General features: G+C 62.5%; 16 protein-coding genes. 12 read left to right on the top strand and 4 right to left on the bottom strand.

Annotated elements, in window-relative coordinates; genetic code table 11:
* Window positions 1-54: 54 nt before the first annotated feature.
* The 3 genes from argS (at window position 55) to VDP81_RS08215 (ending at window position 3178) form a co-directional block, all read left to right on the top strand.
* Window positions 55-1737 (top strand): arginine--tRNA ligase, encoded by a 1683-nt coding sequence (gene argS, locus VDP81_RS08225; protein ID WP_322996420.1) that lies wholly within the window; start codon window positions 55-57, stop codon window positions 1735-1737.
* 5 nt (window positions 1738-1742) lie between these two features.
* Window positions 1743-2462 carry an SPOR domain-containing protein gene (locus tag VDP81_RS08220; RefSeq protein WP_322995861.1) on the top strand — a complete coding sequence of 240 codons (720 nt, stop codon included), beginning with the start codon at window positions 1743-1745 and terminating at the stop codon, window positions 2460-2462.
* An 89-nt stretch (window positions 2463-2551) separates the two neighbouring features.
* A complete protein-coding gene (locus VDP81_RS08215; RefSeq protein WP_322995860.1) occupies window positions 2552-3178 on the top strand; it encodes a thiol:disulfide interchange protein DsbA/DsbL in 627 nt (208 codons plus the stop codon).
* On the opposite strand, the gene VDP81_RS08210 is transcribed toward VDP81_RS08215, so the two are convergent.
* The gene (locus VDP81_RS08210; protein ID WP_323012017.1) at window positions 3175-4398 is read right to left on the bottom strand and encodes a PLP-dependent aspartate aminotransferase family protein; all 1224 of its coding nucleotides are present in this window, start codon (window positions 4396-4398) and stop codon (window positions 3175-3177) included. The genes VDP81_RS08215 and VDP81_RS08210 overlap by 4 nt on opposite strands.
* A gap of 47 nt (window positions 4399-4445) precedes the next feature.
* Window positions 4446-5522: an MBL fold metallo-hydrolase gene (locus VDP81_RS08205; protein WP_323012016.1), complete on the bottom strand. Its 1077-nt coding sequence runs from the start codon at window positions 5520-5522 to the stop codon at window positions 4446-4448.
* A gap of 110 nt (window positions 5523-5632) precedes the next feature.
* Here VDP81_RS08205 and VDP81_RS08200 point away from each other — a divergent pair, with 110 nt between their 5' ends.
* The 6 genes from VDP81_RS08200 to VDP81_RS08175 all read left to right on the top strand — a co-directional run bounded on the left by VDP81_RS08200 (window position 5633) and on the right by VDP81_RS08175 (window position 14136).
* Window positions 5633-6076 carry a MerR family DNA-binding transcriptional regulator gene (locus VDP81_RS08200; protein WP_322995857.1) on the top strand — a complete coding sequence of 148 codons (444 nt, stop codon included), beginning with the start codon at window positions 5633-5635 and terminating at the stop codon, window positions 6074-6076.
* 21 nt (window positions 6077-6097) lie between these two features.
* Window positions 6098-7276, top strand: coding sequence for an isovaleryl-CoA dehydrogenase (locus VDP81_RS08195; protein WP_322995856.1), 1179 nt, complete (start codon window positions 6098-6100; stop codon window positions 7274-7276).
* Window positions 7277-7280: 4 nt separating this feature from the next.
* Window positions 7281-9137, top strand: a complete 1857-nt coding sequence (aceK, locus tag VDP81_RS08190) for a bifunctional isocitrate dehydrogenase kinase/phosphatase (protein WP_323012015.1) — start codon at window positions 7281-7283, stop codon at window positions 9135-9137.
* 16 nt (window positions 9138-9153) lie between these two features.
* On the top strand, window positions 9154-10335 hold the full coding sequence (locus tag VDP81_RS08185; protein WP_323012014.1) for an acetyl-CoA C-acyltransferase: 1182 nt from the start codon (window positions 9154-9156) through the stop codon (window positions 10333-10335).
* Window positions 10336-10454: 119 nt separating this feature from the next.
* Complete coding sequence (locus tag VDP81_RS08180) at window positions 10455-12056, top strand: carboxyl transferase domain-containing protein (RefSeq protein ID WP_322995853.1); 1602 nt, start codon at window positions 10455-10457, stop codon at window positions 12054-12056.
* A 10-nt stretch (window positions 12057-12066) separates the two neighbouring features.
* The gene (locus VDP81_RS08175; RefSeq protein ID WP_323012013.1) at window positions 12067-14136 is read left to right on the top strand and encodes an acetyl/propionyl/methylcrotonyl-CoA carboxylase subunit alpha; all 2070 of its coding nucleotides are present in this window, start codon (window positions 12067-12069) and stop codon (window positions 14134-14136) included.
* Between the two features lie 6 nt (window positions 14137-14142).
* On the opposite strand, the gene VDP81_RS08170 is transcribed toward VDP81_RS08175, so the two are convergent.
* Entirely contained in the window at window positions 14143-15759 is a 1617-nt protein-coding gene (locus tag VDP81_RS08170; RefSeq protein ID WP_322995851.1) for a methyl-accepting chemotaxis protein, read from the bottom strand.
* 273 nt (window positions 15760-16032) lie between these two features.
* On the opposite strand from VDP81_RS08170, the gene VDP81_RS08165 reads away from it, so the two are divergent.
* Together VDP81_RS08165 and gluQRS are read left to right on the top strand one after the other, a co-directional pair.
* Window positions 16033-16500, top strand: coding sequence for a DUF494 domain-containing protein (locus VDP81_RS08165; RefSeq protein ID WP_322995849.1), 468 nt, complete (start codon window positions 16033-16035; stop codon window positions 16498-16500).
* Between the two features lie 7 nt (window positions 16501-16507).
* Window positions 16508-17416 (top strand): tRNA glutamyl-Q(34) synthetase GluQRS, encoded by a 909-nt coding sequence (gene gluQRS, locus VDP81_RS08160; protein WP_416233221.1) that lies wholly within the window; start codon window positions 16508-16510, stop codon window positions 17414-17416.
* Here the strand turns inward: gluQRS and VDP81_RS08155 are convergent, their stop codons facing one another.
* Window positions 17417-19969 carry a GDYXXLXY domain-containing protein gene (locus VDP81_RS08155; RefSeq protein ID WP_323012012.1) on the bottom strand — a complete coding sequence of 851 codons (2553 nt, stop codon included), beginning with the start codon at window positions 19967-19969 and terminating at the stop codon, window positions 17417-17419. It abuts the gene before it with no gap.
* Window positions 19970-20033: 64 nt separating this feature from the next.
* On the opposite strand from VDP81_RS08155, the gene VDP81_RS08150 reads away from it, so the two are divergent.
* On the top strand, window positions 20034-22724 hold the full coding sequence (locus VDP81_RS08150) for a DNA topoisomerase III (RefSeq protein ID WP_323012011.1): 2691 nt from the start codon (window positions 20034-20036) through the stop codon (window positions 22722-22724).
* Window positions 22725-22769: the final 45 nt, after the last annotated feature.

The raw sequence follows: 22769 nt of genomic DNA, 5'->3' as shown, positions 1-22769 counted from the left end.
TCATTTCGAGATGCCTCTTGCGGCCACGCCGCTGTCACCGATCACCATTCAGCCATGCTGCCACAGCACACCAACACACTTATCTCTCTTTTGCAGTCCGCCCTGGACACGCTATTGCCCGGGCATACCCTGGACATCACCCTGGAACGCCCGAAGGTCGCCGCTCATGGCGATGTGGCCTGCAATATCGCCATGCAGGCCGCGCGCAGCGCCCGGCGCAACCCGCGCGAACTGGCTCAGGCCATCGTCGATGCCGTGCTGGCCCAGCCCAACGCCACCGACCTGATTGCTCAGGCCGAGGTCGCCGGACCGGGCTTCATCAATTTCCGCCTGACCGCCAGCGCCCATCAGGCAGTACTGGACGTCATCGCCACCCAGGGCAGCCAATACGGCCACCGCCCGGTCAATACCGACCGCATCCTGGTCGAGTTCGTGTCAGCCAACCCCACCGGGCCGCTGCACGTGGGCCACGCCCGCCAGGCAGCCTTGGGGGATTCGATCTGTCGGCTGTTCGCCACCCAGGGCGCCCAGGTCTCGCGCGAGTTCTACTACAACGACGCAGGCAACCAGATCAATAACCTGGCCATCAGCGTGCAGGCACGGGGCCGCGGCATTCAGCCTGACGACCCGGCCTTCCCGGCCGATGGCTACAAGGGCGAATATATTGCCGACATCGCCCAGGATTATCTGGCCCAAGCCGCAGTCCAGGCCAGCGACGGCGACCCCATCCAGGCCAGCGGGGATCTCGATGATCTGGACGCGATCCGCCGCTTTGCCGTGGCCTATCTGCGCCACGAACAAGACCTGGACCTGCAGGCCTTCGATCTGCGCTTCGACCACTACTATCTTGAAAGCTCGCTCTATACCAGCGGACGGGTAGAGCGCACCGTCCAGGCCCTGATCGACGCCGGGCACACCTACGAACTGGACAACGCCCTATGGTTGCGCACGACGGAACTGGGCACAGGCGACGACAAAGACCGCGTGATGCGCAAATCCGAGGGCGGCTATACCTATTTCGTCCCGGATGTGGCCTATCACGTCGCCAAATGGGAACGCGGATTTCATCACGCCATCAACATCCAGGGCACCGACCACCACGGCACCATTGCCCGGGTGCGCGCCGGCCTGCAGGGTCTGGGCCTGGGCATCCCGGTGGATTACCCCGCCTATGTGCTGCACAAGATGGTGCGCGTCATGCGCGACGGCGCCGAAGTCAAGATTTCCAAGCGCGCAGGCAGCTATGTCACGCTGCGCGACCTCGTTGATTGGGTGGGACGCGATGCTGTGCGGTTTTTCCTGGCGCAGCGCCGGGCGGATTCGGAGTTCGTCTTCGACATCGACCTGGCCCTGTCCCACAGCGAGGAAAACCCGGTCTATTACATCCAGTACGCACACGCCCGCATCCATTCGCTGCTGCGCCAGCACGACGCCGCGCAACAGGCGCAAGCTGCCCAGCCGGCCCTGCTGACAGCCGCCACCGAGATCACCCTGCTACAGCGTTTGGCCGAATACCCCGGCGTACTGACCCAGGCTGCCCACGAACTCGCCCCCCACCAACTGGCCTTCTGGCTGCGCGACTGCGCGGCGGATTTCCATGCCTGGTACAACGCCGAACGCATCCTGGTGGATGACCCTGCCTTGATGGCTGCACGCCTGCGTCTGGCCCAGGCCACTGCCCAAGTCATCGCCAATGGTCTGAATCTGCTCGGGGTCAGCGCCCCGGTCCGGATGTAAGCCGCATGGCCACACGCAAGAAAAAATCCAATAGCTCCTGGCTCAGCCTGGTGCTGGGCATGATGCTGGGCGTGGCGGCCGCCGTGGCCGTGGCTCTGTTCGTCACTCAGGCCCCCATGCCCTTCAAGGACAAAGCCAGCCGCAACGATCCGACGACCTTGCTGCCTGACGTGAAAAACGCGCCAGATCCGAATATTGCCTTGTATGGCAAAGATGGCCCTGCGGGCACCCGCACGCCCGCCCAAGGCGGCAGCGCCCTGACCCCGCCGGGTGCCGCGCCCGCGCCCGGCCAGCCTCAGGAACCCCTGACCGACGCCATCAACCAGATCATTGCCGGTCTGGACCAGACAAGCACACCGGCGGCGGCCCCCACGGCACCGGCGTCCGCGCCGGCGGCCCCCAAGCCCATCACGGCCCCGGACCCTGCAAAACCGGCTGTCAATCTGCCGGCCCCACCGCCACCACCGCCAGCCAATAAACCAGCGGCTAACACACAGACCACGTATTACCTGCAAACCGGCGCATTTCGCTCTGCCGCCGAAGCCCAGACCATGCTGGCCCGGGTGGTGATGCTGGGCCTGCCGGTCCGCATCGAGGCCGGCGAATCCAACGGCGCCTCCATCAATCGGGTGCGCGTGGGCCCCTTCAAGGGCATTGACGACATGAACCGTGCCCGCACTAAACTAGGTGACGAAAAGATAGAATCCACCGTCGTTCGTCCCTGAAGATATTCCGGGTGGCTTCTGGAAGCCTTCAACCCCCTAACAGGCATCCCAGGGTAGCCTCTTTTTTCACCCCCTATTTCGGAGCATCCATGACCGCTTTGATTTCCCGCTTTGCTTCCGGCCTGTTGCTGGGTCTGGCCGCCCTGGCCATGGCCTCCACCGCCCAGGCAGCTTCCTTTGATACCCTGGACCCGATCCAGCCTTCGGACACACCGGGCAAGATCGAAGTCCTGGAATTCTTTTCCTATACCTGCCCGCACTGCGCCAAGATTCAGCCCCTGATTGATAAATGGGTGCCCACCCTGCCCGACTCGGTGGTTTACAAAGGTGTGCCGGTGGCCTTCAATGCCAGCATGAAGGATCTGCAAAAGCTGTATTACGCGCTAGAGGCCCTTGACCGCATGGATCTGCATGACGCCGTATTCCAGGCCATCCACGAAAAACGCGAAAACCTGTTCGAAGCCAAAGACATCATCAATTGGGTCGCCAACCAGGGCGTGGATCGCCAGGCATTTACCGATACCTTCAATTCCTTTGGCGTGCAGACGAAAGTCACCCGCGCCGACGAACTGACCAAGTCCTATCAGATCGACGGCACGCCGTCTCTTGCAATTGGTGGCCAGTACGTGACCTCGCCGTCACACACTGGCAGCTACCAGGGTGCAGTTGACGAGGCCAACAAGCTGGTCAAGCAGTTACTCGCCCAGAAAAACTAGGTTGCCGCCGCAAAAGCCTGCCGTAGATCATCGATCAAGTCGGCAGGATCTTCCAGGCCAATATGCAGGCGCAGCACCGTGCCGGCCTGCATGCGGGCGGAGGCTGTCTGCGCCCAATACCCATGGGACGCCAGGGCGGCAGGCTCGACCTGGGTCACCAGGCTCTCGTAGCCGCCCCAGGAATAGCCGATGCCAAACAAGTGCAGTGCATCGATCACGCGGCGCACTTGGGCATTGTTGAAATCTACCGCTACCGCCAGCAAGCCGTTGGAGCCCCTGGCGTCGCGCTGCCATAGGGCATGGCCCGCGTCTTGCGCCCAGGCTGGAAAGAAAATGTGCGATACCTGCGGCTGGACGGCCAGCCACTGGCATACCGTCAAGGCATTATCGGCGCAGCCGCGCATGCGTAGTCCCAGCGTACGCGCCCCCCGCAAGGCCAGCCAGGCATCATCGGCGCTGACGGTGTTGCCCAATGCATAGTGGGTTTCATGCAGCTTGGCGATCAGCGCCGGGTCGCGCGCCACCGCTGCGCCCAGCATCAGGTCCGAATGCCCGCCTATGTATTTGGTGGCGGCCAGTACCGATATATCCGCCCCCAGGGTCAAAGGCTGGTAGATATAGCCCGAGCCCCAGGTATTGTCCACGATGACCACCAGGCCATGGTCGTGCGCCCAGCGCGACAAAGTCGGCAAATCCAGCATTTCCATCAGCAAGGACCCTGGGGATTCCAGGTACAGCACGCGCGTCTCGGGCCGCAGAGCCGCCTGCAGACTTGCCAGATCCGGGCGCACGAAATCCATGGCTATCCCCATGCGCGACAGTATCGTCTGGTGAAAATAGCGCACCGGCCCATACACGCAATCCGCCACCAAGGCATGGTCGCCCTGGCTGAGATACGCCATCAGGGCCATGCTGATGGCCGCCATCCCGGACGGCGCCAGAAAAGCGCGCTCGCCGTCCTCCAGGCGGCACAGCAGGGTTTCCAGCGCCGCATGGGTTTCCAGCCCGACCCGTCCGTAGGTCGGGGCGCGTTCGCCGCGCTGCTTGGCCGCCTGGGCCTGATCCAGTTTATCCATGGACGCAAAACGCACCGTGCTGGTGCGAATCGAAGGCAAGGCCACCGGCCCCGCCCCAGTGACGGGGTCCAGCGGGGCCTGGCCTATGTGCTGCAGCGAAGTGTCGATGCGTTCATCAGCATGACCGGTTGCGTCGCGTGCCATGATATGTGTCCTGTATGAGGTTAAAAGTGATCGCCGGAATGCCGGATTCAGGCTTGGCAGAAACGGTAGACTCCGTCCTCACCCAAGCTGCGAATCAAGTCCCCCTGAAAGGATAGGGCGTGCAGGTGGGCCACGGCTTCCCCCATGGCAAAACCCAGTTGGTGCATGTCCAGCTGACGGTGAAACAGGACGGGCAGCAGGTCATACGCGCTTTGGGGGTGATGACAGGCAGCCAGCACTTCGGCCAGACGCTCGGCGTGGTGCGCCTGCTGCTGTGCGATCCGCTCATGCAAGCCACGAAATGGCCGTCCATGCGAAGGCAGCACCAGGGTACGCTCCGGCAGGCTGTCATAATCCTTGAGCGACTCCAGATACAAAGGCAAGGGATTCGCCTCGGGTTCCAGGTCAAATACGCTGATATTGGTGGAAATGCGCGGCAGCACCATATCGCCGGAAATCAAAACATCCAGGGTAGGGCACCACAGGGACATGTGTTCCGGTGCATGGCCATAACCGGCGATCGGCTGCCAATCCCGCCCGCCGATGGAAAGCGTCTGGCCATTCAGCAAGCGGTGGTATTGCTTGGGCACGTCGGGCACCAGACGGGCATAATAATCATGGCGCTTGCGGATCAGGGCCTGGGCCTCCGGGTCCACCAGGCCATGTCGGCCAAAATGACGTGCTGCGGATTCGCCTGCCGGGCCGCTGCCTTCGACAGATGTGTCCGTCGCCGTGGTCCCCGTCCACAAGCGGGCCAGGGCATAGTCCGTCATGCTCATCCACAGGGGCGCCTGCCAGCGCTGGCACAGCCAGTGCGCCAGGCCGATATGATCCGGATGCATATGGGTCACGATGACACGCAAGACCGGCAGCCCTTCCAGCACCTGATTGAATACGGCCTCCCAGCATTCGCGCACCTCGGGGCGGTCAATACCGCAATCGACCACCGTCCAGCCATCGCGTCCGTCGATCTGATCGCGCAACAGCCAGAGATTGATGTGGTCCAGCGCAAACGGCAGGGGCATGCGTACCCAACGCACCCCATCAGCCACATTGATCGCGTAGCCGGGTTCGGGCTGGGTCATGTCCCAGGGATATTCCAGCATTTGTTCCTGCGGGTTCATGCGAAGTCTCCTTGATTCAAAAACACCATTATGTCAGAACCAGCACTTTACGTTAACGTAAACTAGATGCATAATGAATCTTTCCTTGAGCACTGCGCGAACCCATGCCCATGCGCCATCCTACCTGGACCATCTCCGAGCTATCCCGCGAATTCGGCATCACGCCGCGCACCATTCGTTTCTACGAAGACCAGGGCATCGTCAGTCCGGCGCGCGAAGGCCGCAATCGCGTGTACGCCACACGTGACCGCACCCGCCTGAAGCTCGCCCTGCGTGGCCGTCGTCTGGGCCTGCAATTGGCCGAAATCGTTACCCTGATCAACCTGTACGATCGCAGCCACGCCAGCACCACGGCCCAGCTGCAGCATTACGCCCAGGTGCTGGACAACCACCGTCAAAAGCTGGAACAACAGCGCCACGACCTGGACGAGACTCTCGAAGAACTGCACCGCCAGCAGGCTGAATGCGTCGCTCTGCTGCGCAGCCGCCAAGCAGCCGACCTGGCAGCAGTCCATCATCCGGTTTCGGACGCCCTCCCCGTATTTGCCAAATAATCCCCACCAGGAGACCACCCCATGGATTTACCCGGCCTGAACTTCGACCTAGGTTCCGATCTGGACATGTTGCGCGATGCCGTGCGTGATTTTGCCCAGGCTGAAATCGCCCCGCGCGCCGCCGCCGCTGATCGCGACGATCAATTCCCCATGGATCTCTGGCGCAAATTCGGCGACCTGGGCCTGCTGGGCGTCACCGTGGACGAAGCCTACGGCGGGGCCAATCTCGGTTATCTGGCGCACATGATCGCCATGGAAGAAATCTCGCGGGCCAGCGCCTCGATCGCCCTGTCCTATGGGGCGCACTCCAACCTGTGCGTCAACCAGATCCATCGCAACGGCACTGAAGCCCAAAAACAAAAATACCTGCCGGGCCTGGTTTCCGGCGAACAGATCGGCGCCCTGGCCATGAGCGAAGCCGGTGCCGGATCGGACGTCGTCAGCATGCGCCTGCGGGCCGACAAACGCGGCGACCACTACGTCCTGAACGGCACCAAAATGTGGATCACCAACGGGCCGGACGCCGATACTCTGGTGGTCTATGCCAAGACCGACCCCGAGGCCAAGCAGCGCGGCATCACCGCCTTCATCATTGAAAAATCCTTCCCTGGCTTCTCCGTGGCCCAGAAGCTGGACAAGCTCGGCATGCGCGGCTCGCACACCGGCGAACTCGTCTTCCAGGACTGCGTCGTTCCGGCTGAAAACATCCTGGGCGAGCTCAACGGCGGGGTGCGTGTGCTGATGAGCGGCTTGGATTACGAACGCGCCGTGCTGGCGGCCGGCCCCCTGGGCATCATGCAGGCCGTCATGGACGTGGTGGTGCCTTATGTGCACGAACGCCGCCAGTTCGGCCAGGCCATCGGCGAGTTCCAACTGGTCCAGGCGAAGCTGGCCGACCTGTACACCACCTTGCAGGCCAGTCGCGCATTTTGCTACACCGTGGGTAAAAACCTGGATCGCCTGGGCAACCAGCACGCTCGCCAAGTCCGCAAGGATTGCGCTGGCGTCATTTTGTATTGCGCCGAAAAAGCCACCTGGATGGCGGGTGAAGGCATTCAAATCCTGGGCGGCAACGGCTATATCAACGATTACCCCACGGGCCGCCTGTGGCGCGACGCAAAACTCTATGAAATCGGCGCCGGCACCAGCGAAATTCGTCGTATGCTGATAGGACGAGAACTCTTTAACGAAACACTCTGATTCCATGCGCGACGACGGCGACCACCAGCACATCCAACCTGTCGCCCCTCGGGGGAAAACCCCCGAGGCCGTGGCGCGTATCATTTTGGCGGGCTTCGACCGCCACTACTCGCTGTTTCGCTATGGCGCCCAACGCGCAAAATCCCTGTTTGAATCCGGCGACTGGCACGGGATACAACAGCTTTCACGCGAACGCATCGAATACTACGACACCCGCGTGCGCGAATGCGCCATGGCCTTGGGTCAGGCGCTGCGCGGCACCTCATCGGCCCAGACCGCCCCCGGCACTGACCTGACTCCCGAACAACTGGCGTACTGGCAGGCCGCAAAATCCAGCTATATCGGCCTGTTAAGCAGCCATCTGCAACCCGAATGCGCCGAGACTTTCTTCAATTCCGTCTCCTGCCGCATTCTGCACCGCAATTACTTCAACAATGATTTTTTATTCGTGCGGCCTGCCGTCGCCACGGATTACCTGGACGGCGCACAATCCGCCTACCGCTCGTACTATCCCCTGACCGAAGGCTTGCTGCCCAGCCTGGTGCGCCTGGTGGCTGATTTTGGCCTGGCCGCACCCTACCAGGACCTGCCCAGCGATGCCCGCCGCCTGGCTTTCATGGGCCTGCGCCACCTGCGCCGCAGCCTGCCGCGCGGCCTGGGAAAGCGCCTGGCGCCAGACTGCCAGCTGCAAGTCCTGAACACCCTGTTTTTCCGCAACAAGGGCGCGTATATCGTGGGACGACTGGTCAATCAGACCGCGATTCACCCCTTCTCGATTGCCTTATTGCACACGCCTTCGGGGCATATTCAGCTGGATGCCCTACTGCATACCAGCGATGATCTCAGCACGCTGTTCAGCTTCACCCGGGCGTATTTTCTGGTCGACATGGAGGCCCCGGCTGCCTATGTGGACTTTCTGGCCACCCTGTTTCCGCGTAAGCCCAAGGCCGAAATCTACACCACCATCGGCCTGCAAAAACAGGGTAAAACCTTGTTTTATCGGGATTTCTTACATCATCTGGCGCACTCGCGCGATAATTTCGACTACGCCCCCGGCATTCAGGGCATGGTCATGACGGTGTTCAACCAGCCCTCCTATCCCTATGTCTTCAAGCTCATCCGCGACCGGATCGCCAAGGAAGGCATGGACAAAGAAACCGTGCTGCAAAAATACCAGTTGGTCAAAAAACACGACCGCGTCGGGCGCATGGCCGACACCTGGGAATACTCTCAGGTCGCCCTGCCGCGCAGCCGTTTCTCCACCCGTCTGCTGGATGGACTGCGCGCCGAAGTTCCCAGCCTGCTCGAAGAAACCGACGACCTGATCGTCCTGAAGCACGTTTACATCGAACGCCGCATGACGCCGCTGAACATCTTCCTGACCAGCGCCTCGGATGCCGCCCTGGAAGCCGCCGTGCGGCAATACGGCCAGGCCATCCGCGAACTGGCCGCCGCCAATATTTTTCCCGGCGATATGCTGTACAAAAACTTCGGCGTCACCCGCCTGGGCCGCGTGGTGTTCTACGACTACGACGAAATCCAGCGCATGACCGAAATGCAGTTTCGCCGTATCCCCCCCGCCCCCAATGAAGAAGCCGAGATGGCCAGCGAACCCTGGTATCCCGTGGGCCGAAACGACGTTTTCCCCGAAGAATTCGCACGCTTTTTGCTGGGCGATGCTCGTGTGCGCAGTGCCTTCATGAAACACCATGCCGCGCTTCTGGATGCACAATGGTGGCAGGAATGCCGTCATCGCGCCGCTCAGGGCCGCATTGAAGACATTTTCCCCTACGCTTCAGCCAGACGGCTGTATCCCCAAAAACCGGCTGATTCCATCCCGGAACCAGTCACGACGTCTTAACGACCAGGAGCTCACCATGTCCGATTCCATCGTCATCGTTTCTGCCGCCCGCACGCCCATGGGTGGCATGATGGGCAACCTCTCAGGCCTCTCGGCCCACGAACTCGGTGCCATCGCCATCCGCGCTGCCGTCGAACGCGCCGGCATCGCCGGCGATGCTGTCCAAGAAGTCATCATGGGCAATGTGCTGCAAGCCGGCCAGGGTCAGGCACCCGCCCGCCAGGCCGCCCTCGGCGCAGGCCTGCCAAAAAGCGTGGCCTGCAGCACCTTGCACAAGGTCTGCGGCTCCGGGCTGAAGGCCGTCATGCTAGCCCACGACATCATCAAGGCCGAATCCGCCGATGTCGTGGTGGCCGGGGGTCAGGAAAGCATGAGCAACGCCCCCTATCTGCTGCTGCGCGGCCGTCAGGGCTACCGCTACGGCCATTCCACGGTCTATGACCACATGGCGATGGACGGTCTGGAAGACGCCTACAAGCGCGGCACCGCCATGGGCGTGTTCGCCGAAGACTGCGCCTCTAAATACCAATTCACCCGCGAAGAGCAAGACGCCTTCTCACTAGAGTCCCTGCGACGCGCCCGCCAGGCCACAGAAGACGGCAGCTTCCAATGGGAAATCACCCCGGTCACGATTGCCGGCCGCAAAGGCGACACCGTGATCGACAAGGACGAGGCCCCCTACAAGGCCATGCCCGAAAAAATCCCCACCCTGAAGCCCGCCTTCAAAAAAGACGGCACCATCACGGCGGCCAATGCGTCCTCGATCTCCGACGGGGCGTCCGCCCTGGTGGTGATGCGCGAATCCAAGGCCACTGAACTGGGCGCCAAGCCGCTGGCGCGCATTGTCGGCCATACCCAGTTCTCGCACGAACCCGAATGGTTCACCACCGCGCCGGTGGGGGCCATCCAGAAGCTCCTGGCCAAGACCGGCTGGAAGGCCGAGGACATAGACCTGTACGAAATCAACGAGGCTTTTGCCGTCGTCACCATGGCTGCCATGAAGGATCTGAACCTGCCGCACGACCGCGTCAACGTCCACGGCGGCGCCACCGCCCTGGGCCACCCGATCGGGGCATCGGGCGCCCGCCTGCTGACCACCCTGATCGGCGCCCTGCGCAAGACCGGCGGCAAACGTGGCATTGCTTCGCTGTGCATTGGCGGCGGCGAAGCCGTGGCCCTGGCCATCGAAATGGTCTGATCAGCGCATCAATCCGCCCATGAATAAGGGGCCAAGGCCCCTGTTCATCACACTCTTTCCAGCCTCTAGGGGCGACGCCTGCGCGCCGCCCCCGAGCCACCCTTTTTCCAGGAAACCCCATGCCGGTCATTGAATCCCGCGTCAATCCGCGATCACAGGAATTTCAGGACAACGCCCAGGTGACACGCCAACAGATCGACGATCTCCGTGCTCATCTGGCCCGCACCGCCCAGGGCGGCAGCGAATCCGCCCGCGCCAGACATCTGGCCCGGGGGAAACTGCTGCCCCGGGAACGCGTCGAACGACTGCTGGATCCCGGCACCCCGTTTCTGGAACTCTCCCCCCTGGCGGCGCAGGATATATACGACAACGCCTCGCCCGGGGCCGGGCTGATCACCGGCATAGGCCGCGTGGGCGGCACCGAATGCGTCATCGTCTGCAACGACGCCACCGTCAAAGGCGGCACCTATTACCCGCTGACGGTCAAAAAACACCTGCGTGCCCAGGAAGTCGCCCAACAAAATCACCTGCCCTGCATTTACCTGGTGGACTCGGGCGGCGCAAACCTGCCCAACCAGGATGAAGTCTTCCCCGACCGCGACCACTTCGGGCGGATTTTCTACAACCAGGCAGTCATGTCCTCGATGGGCATCGCCCAGTTGGCGGTAGTGATGGGGTCCTGCACTGCAGGTGGTGCCTATGTGCCCGCCATGAGCGACGAGTCCATTATCGTGCGCAATCAGGGCACCATTTTTCTGGGCGGTCCGCCACTGGTCAAGGCGGCCACCGGCGAAGAAGTTTCGGCTGAAGACCTGGGCGGCGGCGACGTGCACACCCGCCTATCAGGCGTGGCCGATCACCTGGCCGAGGACGATACTCATGCCCTGCGCCTGGCCCGTGAAGCCGTGGCCCGCCTGAACCGCCCCGCCACGCCAATCCCCCAGACCTGGGACGAACCCCTGTACGATCCGGCCGAACTGAACGGCATCATCCCCCAGGACACCCGCAAACCCTACGATGTGCGCGAGGTCATCGCTCGCATCGTGGACGGGTCGAACTTCGAAGAATTCAAGGCCCGTTTTGGCACCACCCTGGTCACCGGATTTGCAAAAATCTACGGTATGCCCGTGGGCATCATTGCCAATAACGGCATTCTGTTCTCCGAGGCCGCTCAAAAAGGCACGCACTTCATCGAGCTATGCTGCCAGCGCAATATCCCCCTGGTGTTTCTGCAAAACATCAGCGGCTTCATGGTGGGCCGCAAATATGAAAACGAGGGCATTGCCCGCCACGGTGCCAAAATGGTCACCGCTGTCTCCACCGCCGCCGTGCCTAAGTTCACCGTGCTGATCGGCGGCTCGTTTGGTGCCGGCAACTACGGCATGTGTGGTCGGGCGTTCGGCCCGCGCCTGCTGTTTCTGTGGCCCAATGCCCGCATCTCGGTCATGGGGGGCGAGCAGGCCGCCAGCGTGCTGGCCACAGTGCACCGCGACAATATAGAACGCAAGGGCGGCCAGTGGTCAGCCGACGAAGAAGAAACCTTCAAGGCGCCGATTCGCGCCCAATACGAACACGAGGGCCATCCCTACTATTCCACTGCGCGACTGTGGGACGACGGCATCATCGCACCGTCCGACACTCGCCGCGTGCTCGGCCTGGGCCTGGCCGCCGCCCGCCACGCGCCTGTCGAAGCCACCCGCTTCGGCGTGTTCCGCATGTAAGGAAACCACCATGTTTGATTCCATTCTGATCGCCAATCGCGGCGAAATCGCCTGCCGCATCGCCGCCACCGCCCGCCGCATGGGCATCCGCACCGTCGCGGTATATTCCCAGGCCGATGCCCAGGCACGCCACGTCCAAGCCTGCGACGAAGCCGTTTTTATCGGTGGCCCTGAACCCAAAGACAGCTACCTGCGGGCCGACGTCATTCTGCAGGCTGCGCTACGCACAGGCGCCCAGGCCATCCACCCAGGCTATGGGTTTCTATCGGAAAACGCCGACTTTGCCCATGCCTGCGCGGATGCAGGCCTGGTATTCATCGGCCCCCCCGCCCAGGCCATCGCCGCCATGGGCAGCAAATCCGCTGCCAAGGCCCTGATGGACAAAGCCCACGTACCCCTGGTGCCCGGGTATTATGGCGACACACAAGACACCGGCTTTCTGCAGGATCAGGCGTGCCAGATCGGCTACCCCGTGCTGATCAAAGCCAGCGCCGGGGGCGGTGGCAAGGGCATGCGCATCGTCGAATCCAATGACGCTTTCCCTGCCGCTCTGGCCTCTTGCCAGCGCGAAGCCGCCAGCAGCTTCGGCAACCCCCTGGTCCTGGTCGAGCGCTACTTGCAGAAACCACGCCACATTGAAATCCAGATCTTTGCCGATACCCAGGGCCAGTGCGTCTACCTGTTCGAGCGCGACTGCTCCGTGCAGCGACGCTTCCAGAAGGTCATCGAGGAAGCCCCCGCCCCCGGCATGACCCCGGAACGCCGCGCAGCCATGGGTGAGGCCGCCGTGGCCGCGGCCCAGGCCGTCGGCTATGTCGGCGCGGGTACGGTGGAATTCATCGTCGAACCCGACGGACGCTTCTACTTCATGGAAATGAATACCCGGCTGCAGGTGGAACACCCTGTGACCGAAGCCATCACCGGCCAGGATCTGGTCGAATGGCAACTGCGAGTCGCCGCCGGGCAGCCTCTGCCCCTGACACAGGATCAGCTGCAGATCCAGGGACACGCCATCGAGGCCCGCGTTTATGCGGAAAACCCGGACAAAGACTTCCTGCCCAGCATCGGCCACCTGGACGTGCTGCAATGGCCCGAGCACGTTGCTTTTGAGCCCGGCCCGGTACGGGTGGATGGCGGCGTGCGCGAAGGCGGCACCATCACTCCGTATTACGACCCCATGATCGCCAAGCTGATCGTACATGGCCGCGATCGCGAAGATGCCCGCCAGCGCATGTTGCACGCACTGGCCGCTGTACGCGCCACCGGGCTGCACACCAATATTGCCTTCTTGGGGCGGCTGATGGCCAACCCCGCCTTTGTCTCTGCGGACCTGGACACCGGGCTGATCCCACGCGAACACGACCGCCTGTTCCCCACGCCCAGTGCCACGCCCGACCGGGTGCTGGCCCTGGGCGCTGCAGCCATCTTGTGCGCAAACGGACTAAGCAGCGCTAACCCAGGCAGCGGGCCAAGCCCGCACAGCTCAAGTGTCGGCGGCCAGCAAGCCAGCCCCTGGCAACAGGTCGATGGCTGGCGCGTCGGCGGCACTTACCAGCGCGACTTGGTATTGCAAGATCCGCTGGGCGAACACACGTTGCACGTCCAGCGCCAGGGCGACCAATGGCTGCTGGCCATTAACGGCCAGCCGGCCCAGCCATTCGCATGGCAGGCCGACCCCCGGCAGCCGCAGCGCCTGCATATCCGCCTGGGTAGCGATCCGGCTCAGGGGGATGTCCAGGAATGCAGCGGGGACGCATACCTTCAGGGCCTGCGCCTGGACCTTTATACCCAGGGCCAACGCCACACCCTGCAATGGCAAGATCCCATTGCCCTGGCCACCGGTCAGGCCGACGATGCCGCAGGCGGGCTGACGGCCCCCATGCCCGGGAAAATCCTGTCCGTCAGCGTGGCTCCCGGCGATGCCGTCACCCAGGGTCAGCCTCTGGTGGTGATGGAGGCGATGAAAATGGAGCACACCATCGAAGCGCCGCACGACGGGATCGTTCAGGAGGTGTTCTATGCCGTGGGCGATCAGGTCACCGAGGGCGTGACCCTGATCGCACTGGAAGCCGGGGACTAAAAGCCCTCAGGGCGCACCAAGCAAAGGCCGTGTGCGCCCTGAGGGCACAGGGGTCACCCCGGCATGGCTGATTTGCTGGCTGGCCTGCGATGCCCCCAAGCTGAAGCTCGATACCAGTTGCGCCAATGCGTCTGCATCTTCTTGCAAAACAGAAACCGCAGACGCGGAGGCCTCGACCAGGCTGGCATTTTGGCGCGTGACTTCGTCCATCTGCGCCACCGCCGTATTGATTTCCTCAATCCCGGTGGTCTGTTCCCGATTGGCCGCGCTGATTTCGCCCATGATGTCGGTCACGCGCCGAACGCCGCTGACAATACCCTGCATGGTGTCGCCAGCGTGCGCTGCCTGTTCGTTGCCGCTTGAGATTGCCGCCACCGACGTATCAATCAGGGTCTTGATTTCTTTGGCGGCGGATGCGCTGCGCTGGGCCAGTGCGCGCACTTCAGCGGCCACGACGGCAAAGCCTCGGCCCTGTTCGCCCGCCCGGGCCGCTTCCACGGCGGCATTGAGCGCCAGGATATTGGTCTGAAAGGCAATGCCGTCGATCACACCAATGATATCGGCCACCTGCTGTGAGCGGACGTGAATGTCACCCATGGTGTCCACCAACTGGGACACCATGGCCCCCCCTTCGGTGGCGGTTTGTGCCGCAGCAGCCGCCAAGTGATTGGCCTGCTGGGCATTGTCCGCGTTGTGTCGCACCGTAGCAGTCAGTTCTTCCATGGTGGCTGCTGTCTGCGCCAAAGAACTGGCCTGCTGTTCGGTACGCGAGGACAAATCCAGATTGCCATGGGTGATCTGGGCAGCCGCAGTGGCCACCGAACCCGCCCCCCGGTGGACCTCGCTGATTGCAGCGCGCAGGCTGCGGATCATTTCAGCAAGGGCTCGGGCCAAATCAGCCACTTCGTCCTTGGCGGTGGGCTGGAATTCGTGGCTTAAATCCCGTCTTGCCACCGCACGGGCATGGCCCAGTGCCAAGGACAGCGGATACGTGATCGAGCGTGTCACCCGCCAGGCCAGCAAAGGACTAAGCAATACCGCCAGCAAAGTCGCCAGTGCCAGAATAATCAAGCCCAAGCGGCTGGACTGTGCGCTGTCGGCAAACAAGCCCCGCACGGATTCGGCCTGATACTGCGACAGTTGATCCGCCTGAGCCAGCAAGCCACTGGTGATCTTGGGCAGATCGCGGCTGAAGAACGCATCGGCGGCGCCGTAGTCACCCTCGTCCAGGCTTTTGAAAGCCTGATTGCGAGATACCAGATAGGCCTCGTATGCCTGCATAAACTGCTGCAACACGGTCAATGCATCCGGGTCTGTGATTTGCACAGCCAGATCGCCGCCCAGTGTTTGCATCTGTTGATCCAGGGCCAGAATGCTGGTCTTCAGATTGCGCAAAGCATCCGGGTCTGCGGCCAGCGTTGCCTGGGTCTGATTGGCACCGATACTGACCTGGCGCGCCAGCTGCTGAATCAAAGTATTGGCCTGCAGGCGCTGGCCCAGCACCTGGTTGTCTTGTTGCGAGCTGAGAATACGCCAGGCGCCTATCCCCGAGAGCACCAGCAATAGGATGATGACCAGGCCAAACCCCAGCGCCAGCCGGGTGCCTATTTTGAAATTACGCATGGTGTTGTCTCGTCCTGGCCAGATGCTTGGGGCGCCTGTGTCGCGCAAACCCTGCCTGCGCCTGAAATGAAAAAGTGGCGCTTCAATTAAACCGTGGAATCCCACCAAAGACCATGACGCCATCATTCTTTCTGTTATGCCGCGATGTTATGGCAGAGGAGACCGCACGCGCCGGCGAACACGGGCACGGCCCGGCTGAAGAACCCAAGCCACCGCCCCCTTACAGACACCAAGCCAAGTACACTATCGAGGTAACCCGCCACGCTGAACACCATGTACGATATTCTGGTCTATCTATTCGAAAACTACTACACCCCGCAAGCTTGTCCACGCGCTGACGTGCTGGCCAATAAGCTCGCGGCCGTAGGCTTCGAACACGACGATATCAACGATGCCCTGAACTGGCTGCGCACCCTGGCCAGCACCACCGAGCACTGCCTGCCGCTGGCGATCTCGCACGATACCCAGTTGCACAATACCCGCATCTATACCGAGCAGGAATACGCCGTGCTGGGCACCGAGGCCATCGGCTTCATCAGCTTCCTGGAAAACTCCGACAGCCTGCCGCCCGCGTTGCGGGAAATTCTCATCGAGACAGCCCAGGTCGCCGATCATTCTCCGTTGTCGCTGGCTGAAATCAAGGTTCTGGCCCTGATGGTCCTCTGGAGCCAAGAAGCCGAGGTCGATCACCTGATCTTCGAAGAATTGCTGGCCGACGACGAAGGCCGTCTATCGCACTAGGCCCCTGGTGCAACACCACCCTCCCGATGCGGATACCCGCTCAGCCCCGCACCCGGCACTGACCCGCCAGGGCTACACCGGCCGATTCGCCCCCAGTCCCAGTGGCCCGCTACACGCGGGATCGCTGGTGACGGCGCTGGCCAGCTATCTGGATGCCCGGGCGCACGCGGGCCGCTGGCTGGTCAGGATCGAAGATATCGACGAACCCCGCTGCATTCCGGGGACGGATCAACTGATTTTGCAACAGTTGCTGGCCTTGGGTATGCACTGGGATGCAGCCCCGGTCTGGCAGACCCGCCGCCATCCGCTGTATCAACAGGCCTTTGATCAACTGCACGCAGCCGGACGCACCTATGCCTGCTACTGCCGACGGCGCGAGCTGCCGCCGTCTGGTCCCTATCCCGGCACCTGTCGGCCTGGGCGCAACCCTGGCCTTCCCCAGCCACACTCCCAGCCTGCCTGGCGGTTTCAGGTAGAGCCCGGAGTGGAGGCCTTTCAGGATCGCTGGCTGGGCAGCCAATCACAGAATGTAGCCGCCACGGTGGGGGATTTCATCATTCGCCGCACGGACAGCCTATGGGCTTACCAGTTGGTCGTGGTGGTAGACGACGGTCTGCAGGGGATTACCGACATTGTGCGCGGCGCCGATCTGCTGGATTCCAGTGCGCGGCAGCGGCAGCTGGCCCGCGCCTTGGGCCTGCCCTGTCCGCGCCTGCTGCATGTGCCCCTGCTGCTCGACCCACTGGGACATAAACTGTCGAAGCAAAACCACGCCCCCGCCCTGGACCTCTGTCAGCCGCTGGCTGCCTTGCAACAGGCCTGGGTTGGTCTGGGCTTCACCCCCCTGTCCGTGTCCAGCCTGGAGGCTTTCTGGCCCGCCGCCACCGCCCAATGGGCGCAGCGTTTCGTCAGCTGATTACAAAGGCTGCTGGTCCTTATCCAGCAAACCGGCCAACAACGCAGTACCGTCGTCCGCCACCCGCAGCAAGCCATAACGGGCAGCCGCATAATGGCTATCCTGGCCTTCCGGAAAAAACCAACTGCTGGCCCCAAAATCCATGCGCCCATCCGTCCAGCGCACGGCCACTGCCACAGTATCCAGGGACTCCGCCACCAAATGGTCGGCCGACGCGCCCGACAAGGCACGCTGCCCCGGCAACGGTGACATCAATACCTGCTGCAATTGCCAGACACCCTGCGCATCTGGCCGCAGCAGCAGCCAGCCATGGCCTGTGCCGCGTTCTTCGAGTCTGGGCTGCACGCGCAGCCAATCATCCGCCGACTGGCGCACCGCATAATCCAAAGCCATGTAATCGCCCTGCATCAGAGACCGAGGATCAACCGGCACCAGCGCCAGGATCACTGGATGCCCGCCCGTCAAAATAGACTCGTAGCGCGTGACTTGCGTCTGTATCAGCCCCAGCACCAAGACGCCTCCGGCCAAAACACCCAACGCCCGATAGCCGGCCCAGGCCAAGATCGTCTGTCGGCCATGACCCGCCGTGTGTCCAGGGCTTGCCTGATCAGTGCCGACCCCCTGAGGCCAGCGCTGCAGGGCCAGCGCCAAGCCTGCCAGCCATAGCCCCAGCGCCCCCAAGACCACCGCTTTATCCAACAGCGTCAAGCCATCCACCGAACTCTGATAGTAAGCAAACAGACCGGCCAGCCCCAGCGGCACCGCCAGTACCTGCAGGCCGCGCCGACCCGACAGCCGCCCCAGCACCAGCCAACCAAGGGCCACGGACAGGGCAGGTATCATCAGCCAGCCCAGGCCCGCCAGCAAAATCGCCAAGGGCACCCCAATCCGCCACCCCTGCGGCAAAGCAGGCCGGGCGCTGGCCATCCAGGCCGCCAGCAACAGGCCCGGCAAAGCGGCGCACAACAATAGCGATAACTGCCCCGTCATGGGCCAGACCTGCTGCGGCGCCTGTCCTGTGATCTGCACCGACAAGGCCACCGCCGCCGCCATCCCCATCAAGGCCCAGGCCAAAGGCCACCACAAGACAGGCTGGCCAGCATGCAGCCTGGATCTGTCCGAGGCCATGGCCCAAACCCACAGCCCCGTCCCCAGGAATAACAGGCCCCACAGGCGAACCGCCAGCCAGGCTGAAACCAGCCCGGCACGATCCCCATGGCCATCAAAACCCAGTTCAGACACCACCAACACCCAAAGACCCGCAAACAGGACCAGGCTAGCCGCAATCAAGCGGACTGCAAATTGCGGCACCAGGGCATACACCAAGCCCCCCGACAGCAGCAGCACGGCCAACTGCCAAAACCGATCGGCAGGGGCTTCCATTAAAAACAGCGCCGCCCCCGCACACAACAACAAGCCCAGAACGGCCAGCACCGCACTGATTTCCGCCCCCAGCTTGGTCCAGCGCGCCATGCCCACGCCCGCCAGCAACAGCACGATGCCGACTCCCAGCACCTCCGTGGCGGATTCCAGATCAAAGCTGATGGCCAGCCAGATTCCGAGCAGCAGCACGACAGGCATCATGGCTCCCGCCCGCAACAGCGTCAGGTGCCAGGTTGGCGAAGCTTCCGGATTGCTGCCCTGCACGCTACCGCGCAGGGCCTGCTGCAGCCGCAACATATACCGTACGGCCAGCCACATCAGGACCAGGAGCAACAGCGCCACCCCCAGCACCCCGCCGATCGAGTCCAGGCCGCTGAGCAGCAAGGTCCCCACCACACCGATGCCCGCCAGCAAGGACAGGGCAACCACGGCAAGATCCGTGCGCCAATACCGATAGATGCCAACCAGACCCGTCGTGAACAACAGGCTGACAATCGCCCCGAATACCCAATCGGCATCACCGATTGACCAAGCCCCTTGCAACGCCAACATCAAGGAAGCGCCCAATAACAGCAGCACCAAGACACGCCGGACTAAATACCAGGGATCATGGAAAAATCGCTGCAGACATTCAGCCAGCGCCAACAAGCCCGCATTCAGCAACAACAAGGCCAGCAGTTCCAGCGGCATGTCGACATCCAACCACAGCCAGCCCTCGGACGGCGTCCTGCCACCCGCCCACAGCCATAACGCCAGATTCAGCAGGCAGACCCACAGCGACACCAAGAAAACCGTCCGGAACAACACGACCCAGGGCGTGACTAAAACAGCCCAAAGCAGAAACATTTGCCAGCGATCTACACCGGTTTGATATATTTGACCCACGAGGGCCAGCAAAGCACCGCTCAGCAATGCCGCAAATCCGGCCCAAAGGCCAGCCCAGCGGCTGCCGCGCAGCGCCAAGCCAGCCGCCAGCAACACCACCAGGGCCAGCACCCCCTGGGCCAGCCACAGCCGGGTCTGCGGTCCCATCCGGGGCCAGTTGGCCGCCACCCAGAACACCAGGGCCGAACCTGCCAGCAAAACCGCCAGCAGACTGATGCCCAGGACCAGAGTGTGGCGCCATTCAGCCTGACTGCCGGTAGCCTGCCAGAACGCGTTGACTTGCATGGTGCGGTGCCCCCTCGTATGATCCGCGCTATTGTGGTCGCAAAACGGCCACCTATGGAATCACATGACTAAAACCCTGATTATTGCTGAAAAACCGTCGGTTGCCCTGGACATCTCCCGCGCATTGGGTGGCTTCACCCGCGAAGGCGACTACTTCGAGAGCGAACAATACGTGCTGTCGTCCAGCGTGGGCCACCTGCTCAGTCTGGTGGCACCCAACGACCCTGTGCGCGGCAAATGGAGCTTCGCTCACCTGCCGGTGATCCCGCCGAAATTCGAGCTCGGCCCCACCGACAAGCGCTCTGCCGAACGCCTGAAGCTGCTGGTCAAGCTACTGAAGCGCAAGGACGTCGATGCCGTGATCAACGCCTGTGACGCGGGCCGCGAGGGCGAACTCATCTTCCGCTACATCGTGCAATATTCCGGGGTAAAAAAACCTGTCCAGCGTCTGTGGCTGCGGTCCATGACCCAGGCCGCCATCCGCGAGGCCTTTGCCAATCTGCGTGACGACGAGACCATGAAGCCCCTGGAGGCCGCCGCTCGTTCGCGCGCCGAGGCCGACTGGCTGGTCGGCATCAACGGCACCCGCGCCATGACCGCCTTCAACAGCAAGGACGGCGGCTTTTTCAAGACCCCCGTAGGCCGCGTGCAAACCCCCACGCTGGCCATCGTGATGGAACGCGAAGACCGCATCCGCGCATTCGTCAGCCGCGACTACTGGGAAATCCACGCCACCTTCGTGGCGGCCGCCGGCCTCTACGAAGGCCGTTGGTTCGATCCCAGCTTCAAGAAAAACGAACAAGACCCCGACGCACGCGATTCACGCCTGTGGTCCGCCAGTGCCGCCCAAAGCGTGGTCAGCGCCTGTCGTGATCAACCCGGCACCGTCACCGAGGAATCCAAGCCCAGCACCCAGCAGTCCCCAGCCCTGTTCGACCTGACGACCCTGCAGCGCGAAGCCAACTCACGCTTCGGGTTCTCGGCCAAAACTACCCTGGCGCTGGCCCAAACCCTGTACGAACGCCATAAGGCCCTGACCTACCCGCGTACCGATTCGCGCTACCTGCCCCAAGACTACGTCAGCACCGTGCAACAGACCATGCAAGTGCTGGCCGATAGCGAATCCAGCGTGGCACGCTCAGTACAGCCCTTTGCCGCCCAGGCCGTGGCCCAGCAAATGGTCAAGCCCAATCGCCGCATCTTCGATGACAAAAAGGTCTCGGACCACTTTGCCATCATCCCCACCCTGCAGGTGCCCCGGGAGCTCAGCGAAGCCGAATTCAAGATTTACGAACTGATCTCCCGGCGCTTTCTGGCCGTGTTTTTCCCAGCCGCCGAATTCCGCATCACCACCCGCATCACTCAGGTATCGGGCCATCAATTCAAAACCGAGGGCAAGGTGCTGGTGTCGCCCGGCTGGTTGGCCATTTATGGCCGGGAAGCCCAAGGCGACGAAGCCTCGCTGGTGGCGGTGGCCGACGGCGAACCCGTCCGCACCGAAGACATTGAATCCCGCGCCCTGGTCACCAACCCCCCAGCCCGCTTCAATGAAGCCACCCTGCTGTCCGCCATGGAAGGTGCCGGGAAACTGGTGGATGACGAGGCCCTGCGCGAGGCCATGTCCGAACGCGGCCTGGGCACACCAGCCACCCGGGCCTCCATCATCGAAGGGCTGATCAACGAAACCTATCTGCGCCGCGAGGGCCGGGACCTGATCCCCAGCGCCAAGGCCCGCCAACTGATGACCTTGCTGGCCGGTCTGGGGGTCAATGAACTGACCTCGCCGGAACTGACCGGCGGCTGGGAACACCAGCTGAAGCTGATCGAACAACGCCAGCTGGACCGCGAATCCTTCATGCGCGAAATCGCCCAAATGACCCAGGTCATCGTCAAGCGCGCCAAAGAATACGAACGCGACACCGTCCCCGGCGACTACGCCACATTGACCTCTCCCTGCCCCAAGTGCGGCGCGGTAGTCAAGGAAAACTATCGCCGCTATGCCTGCACCGGTTGCGATTTTTCCATCGGCAAACACCCCGGCGGACGCACCTTCGAGGTCCCCGAGGTCGAAGAACTGCTGACCAATCGCACCCTGGGGCCACTAACCGGCTTCATCAGCAAAATGGGCCGCCCCTTTGCCGCAGTGCTGCGCATCACCGACGAATTCAAGCTTGAGTTCGACTTTGGCCAAAAAGAAGATGAAGACACCGAACCTGTCGATTTTTCTGGCCAAACGTCCCTGGGCGCCTGCCCGAAATGCCAGGGCCGGGTCTTTGAATACGGCATGAACTACGTCTGCGAACACGCCGTCGGCCCCAACAAAGCCTGCACGTTCCGCACCGGCAAGATCATCCTGCAGCAGGAAATCGCCGCCGCCCAGGTCACAAAGCTGCTGGAAACCGGGAAAACAGACCTGTTCGACGGCTTTGTCTCCAGCCGCACCAACCGCAAATTCAAGGCTTATCTGGTGCTGCAGCCAGACGGCAAGGTCGGCTTTGAATTCGAGGCGCGCGCACCCAAGGCGGGGGCTAAAGCCACGGCAGGCAAGGCCACAGCGGCGAAAACAGCAGCCAAGACCACGGCAACCAAGACCACGGCAACCAAGACCACGGCAACCAAGACCACGGCAACCAAGACCGCTGCTGCCAAGAAACCTGCAACGAAGGCCACCACCGCCAAAAAGGCCGCGCCCAAGAAAGCCGCGGCCCCAAAGAAAGCCGTCGCTGCAACGGATGACGATGGGCCTGCTTTCTGACTCAAAGCGCCTCGGGCTTGACTAAGGCGACCTTGCTATATACGA

The organism is Castellaniella sp., assembly GCF_034675845.1.
Taxonomy (GTDB): domain Bacteria; phylum Pseudomonadota; class Gammaproteobacteria; order Burkholderiales; family Burkholderiaceae_B; genus Castellaniella.
The sequence above is the reverse complement of the archived record's forward strand: the minus strand, read 5'-3'. Positions and strand labels throughout refer to the sequence as shown.

Bases quoted from the DNA above. Each gene is read 5' to 3' on its own strand.
- argS (WP_322996420.1), top strand. From the start codon at position 55: ATGCTGCCACAGCACACCAACACACTTATCTCTCTTTTGCAGTCCGCC.
- VDP81_RS08220 (WP_322995861.1), top strand. From the start codon at position 1,743: ATGGCCACACGCAAGAAAAAATCCAATAGCTCCTGGCTCAGCCTGGTG.
- VDP81_RS08215 (WP_322995860.1), top strand. From the start codon at position 2,552: ATGACCGCTTTGATTTCCCGCTTTGCTTCCGGCCTGTTGCTGGGTCTG.
- VDP81_RS08210 (WP_323012017.1), bottom strand. From the start codon at position 4,398: ATGGCACGCGACGCAACCGGTCATGCTGATGAACGCATCGACACTTCG.
- VDP81_RS08205 (WP_323012016.1), bottom strand. From the start codon at position 5,522: ATGAACCCGCAGGAACAAATGCTGGAATATCCCTGGGACATGACCCAG.
- VDP81_RS08200 (WP_322995857.1), top strand. From the start codon at position 5,633: ATGCGCCATCCTACCTGGACCATCTCCGAGCTATCCCGCGAATTCGGC.
- VDP81_RS08195 (WP_322995856.1), top strand. From the start codon at position 6,098: ATGGATTTACCCGGCCTGAACTTCGACCTAGGTTCCGATCTGGACATG.
- aceK (WP_323012015.1), top strand. From the start codon at position 7,281: ATGCGCGACGACGGCGACCACCAGCACATCCAACCTGTCGCCCCTCGG.
- VDP81_RS08185 (WP_323012014.1), top strand. From the start codon at position 9,154: ATGTCCGATTCCATCGTCATCGTTTCTGCCGCCCGCACGCCCATGGGT.
- VDP81_RS08180 (WP_322995853.1), top strand. From the start codon at position 10,455: ATGCCGGTCATTGAATCCCGCGTCAATCCGCGATCACAGGAATTTCAG.
- VDP81_RS08175 (WP_323012013.1), top strand. From the start codon at position 12,067: ATGTTTGATTCCATTCTGATCGCCAATCGCGGCGAAATCGCCTGCCGC.
- VDP81_RS08170 (WP_322995851.1), bottom strand. From the start codon at position 15,759: ATGCGTAATTTCAAAATAGGCACCCGGCTGGCGCTGGGGTTTGGCCTG.
- VDP81_RS08165 (WP_322995849.1), top strand. From the start codon at position 16,033: ATGTACGATATTCTGGTCTATCTATTCGAAAACTACTACACCCCGCAA.
- VDP81_RS08155 (WP_323012012.1), bottom strand. From the start codon at position 19,969: ATGCAAGTCAACGCGTTCTGGCAGGCTACCGGCAGTCAGGCTGAATGG.
- VDP81_RS08150 (WP_323012011.1), top strand. From the start codon at position 20,034: ATGACTAAAACCCTGATTATTGCTGAAAAACCGTCGGTTGCCCTGGAC.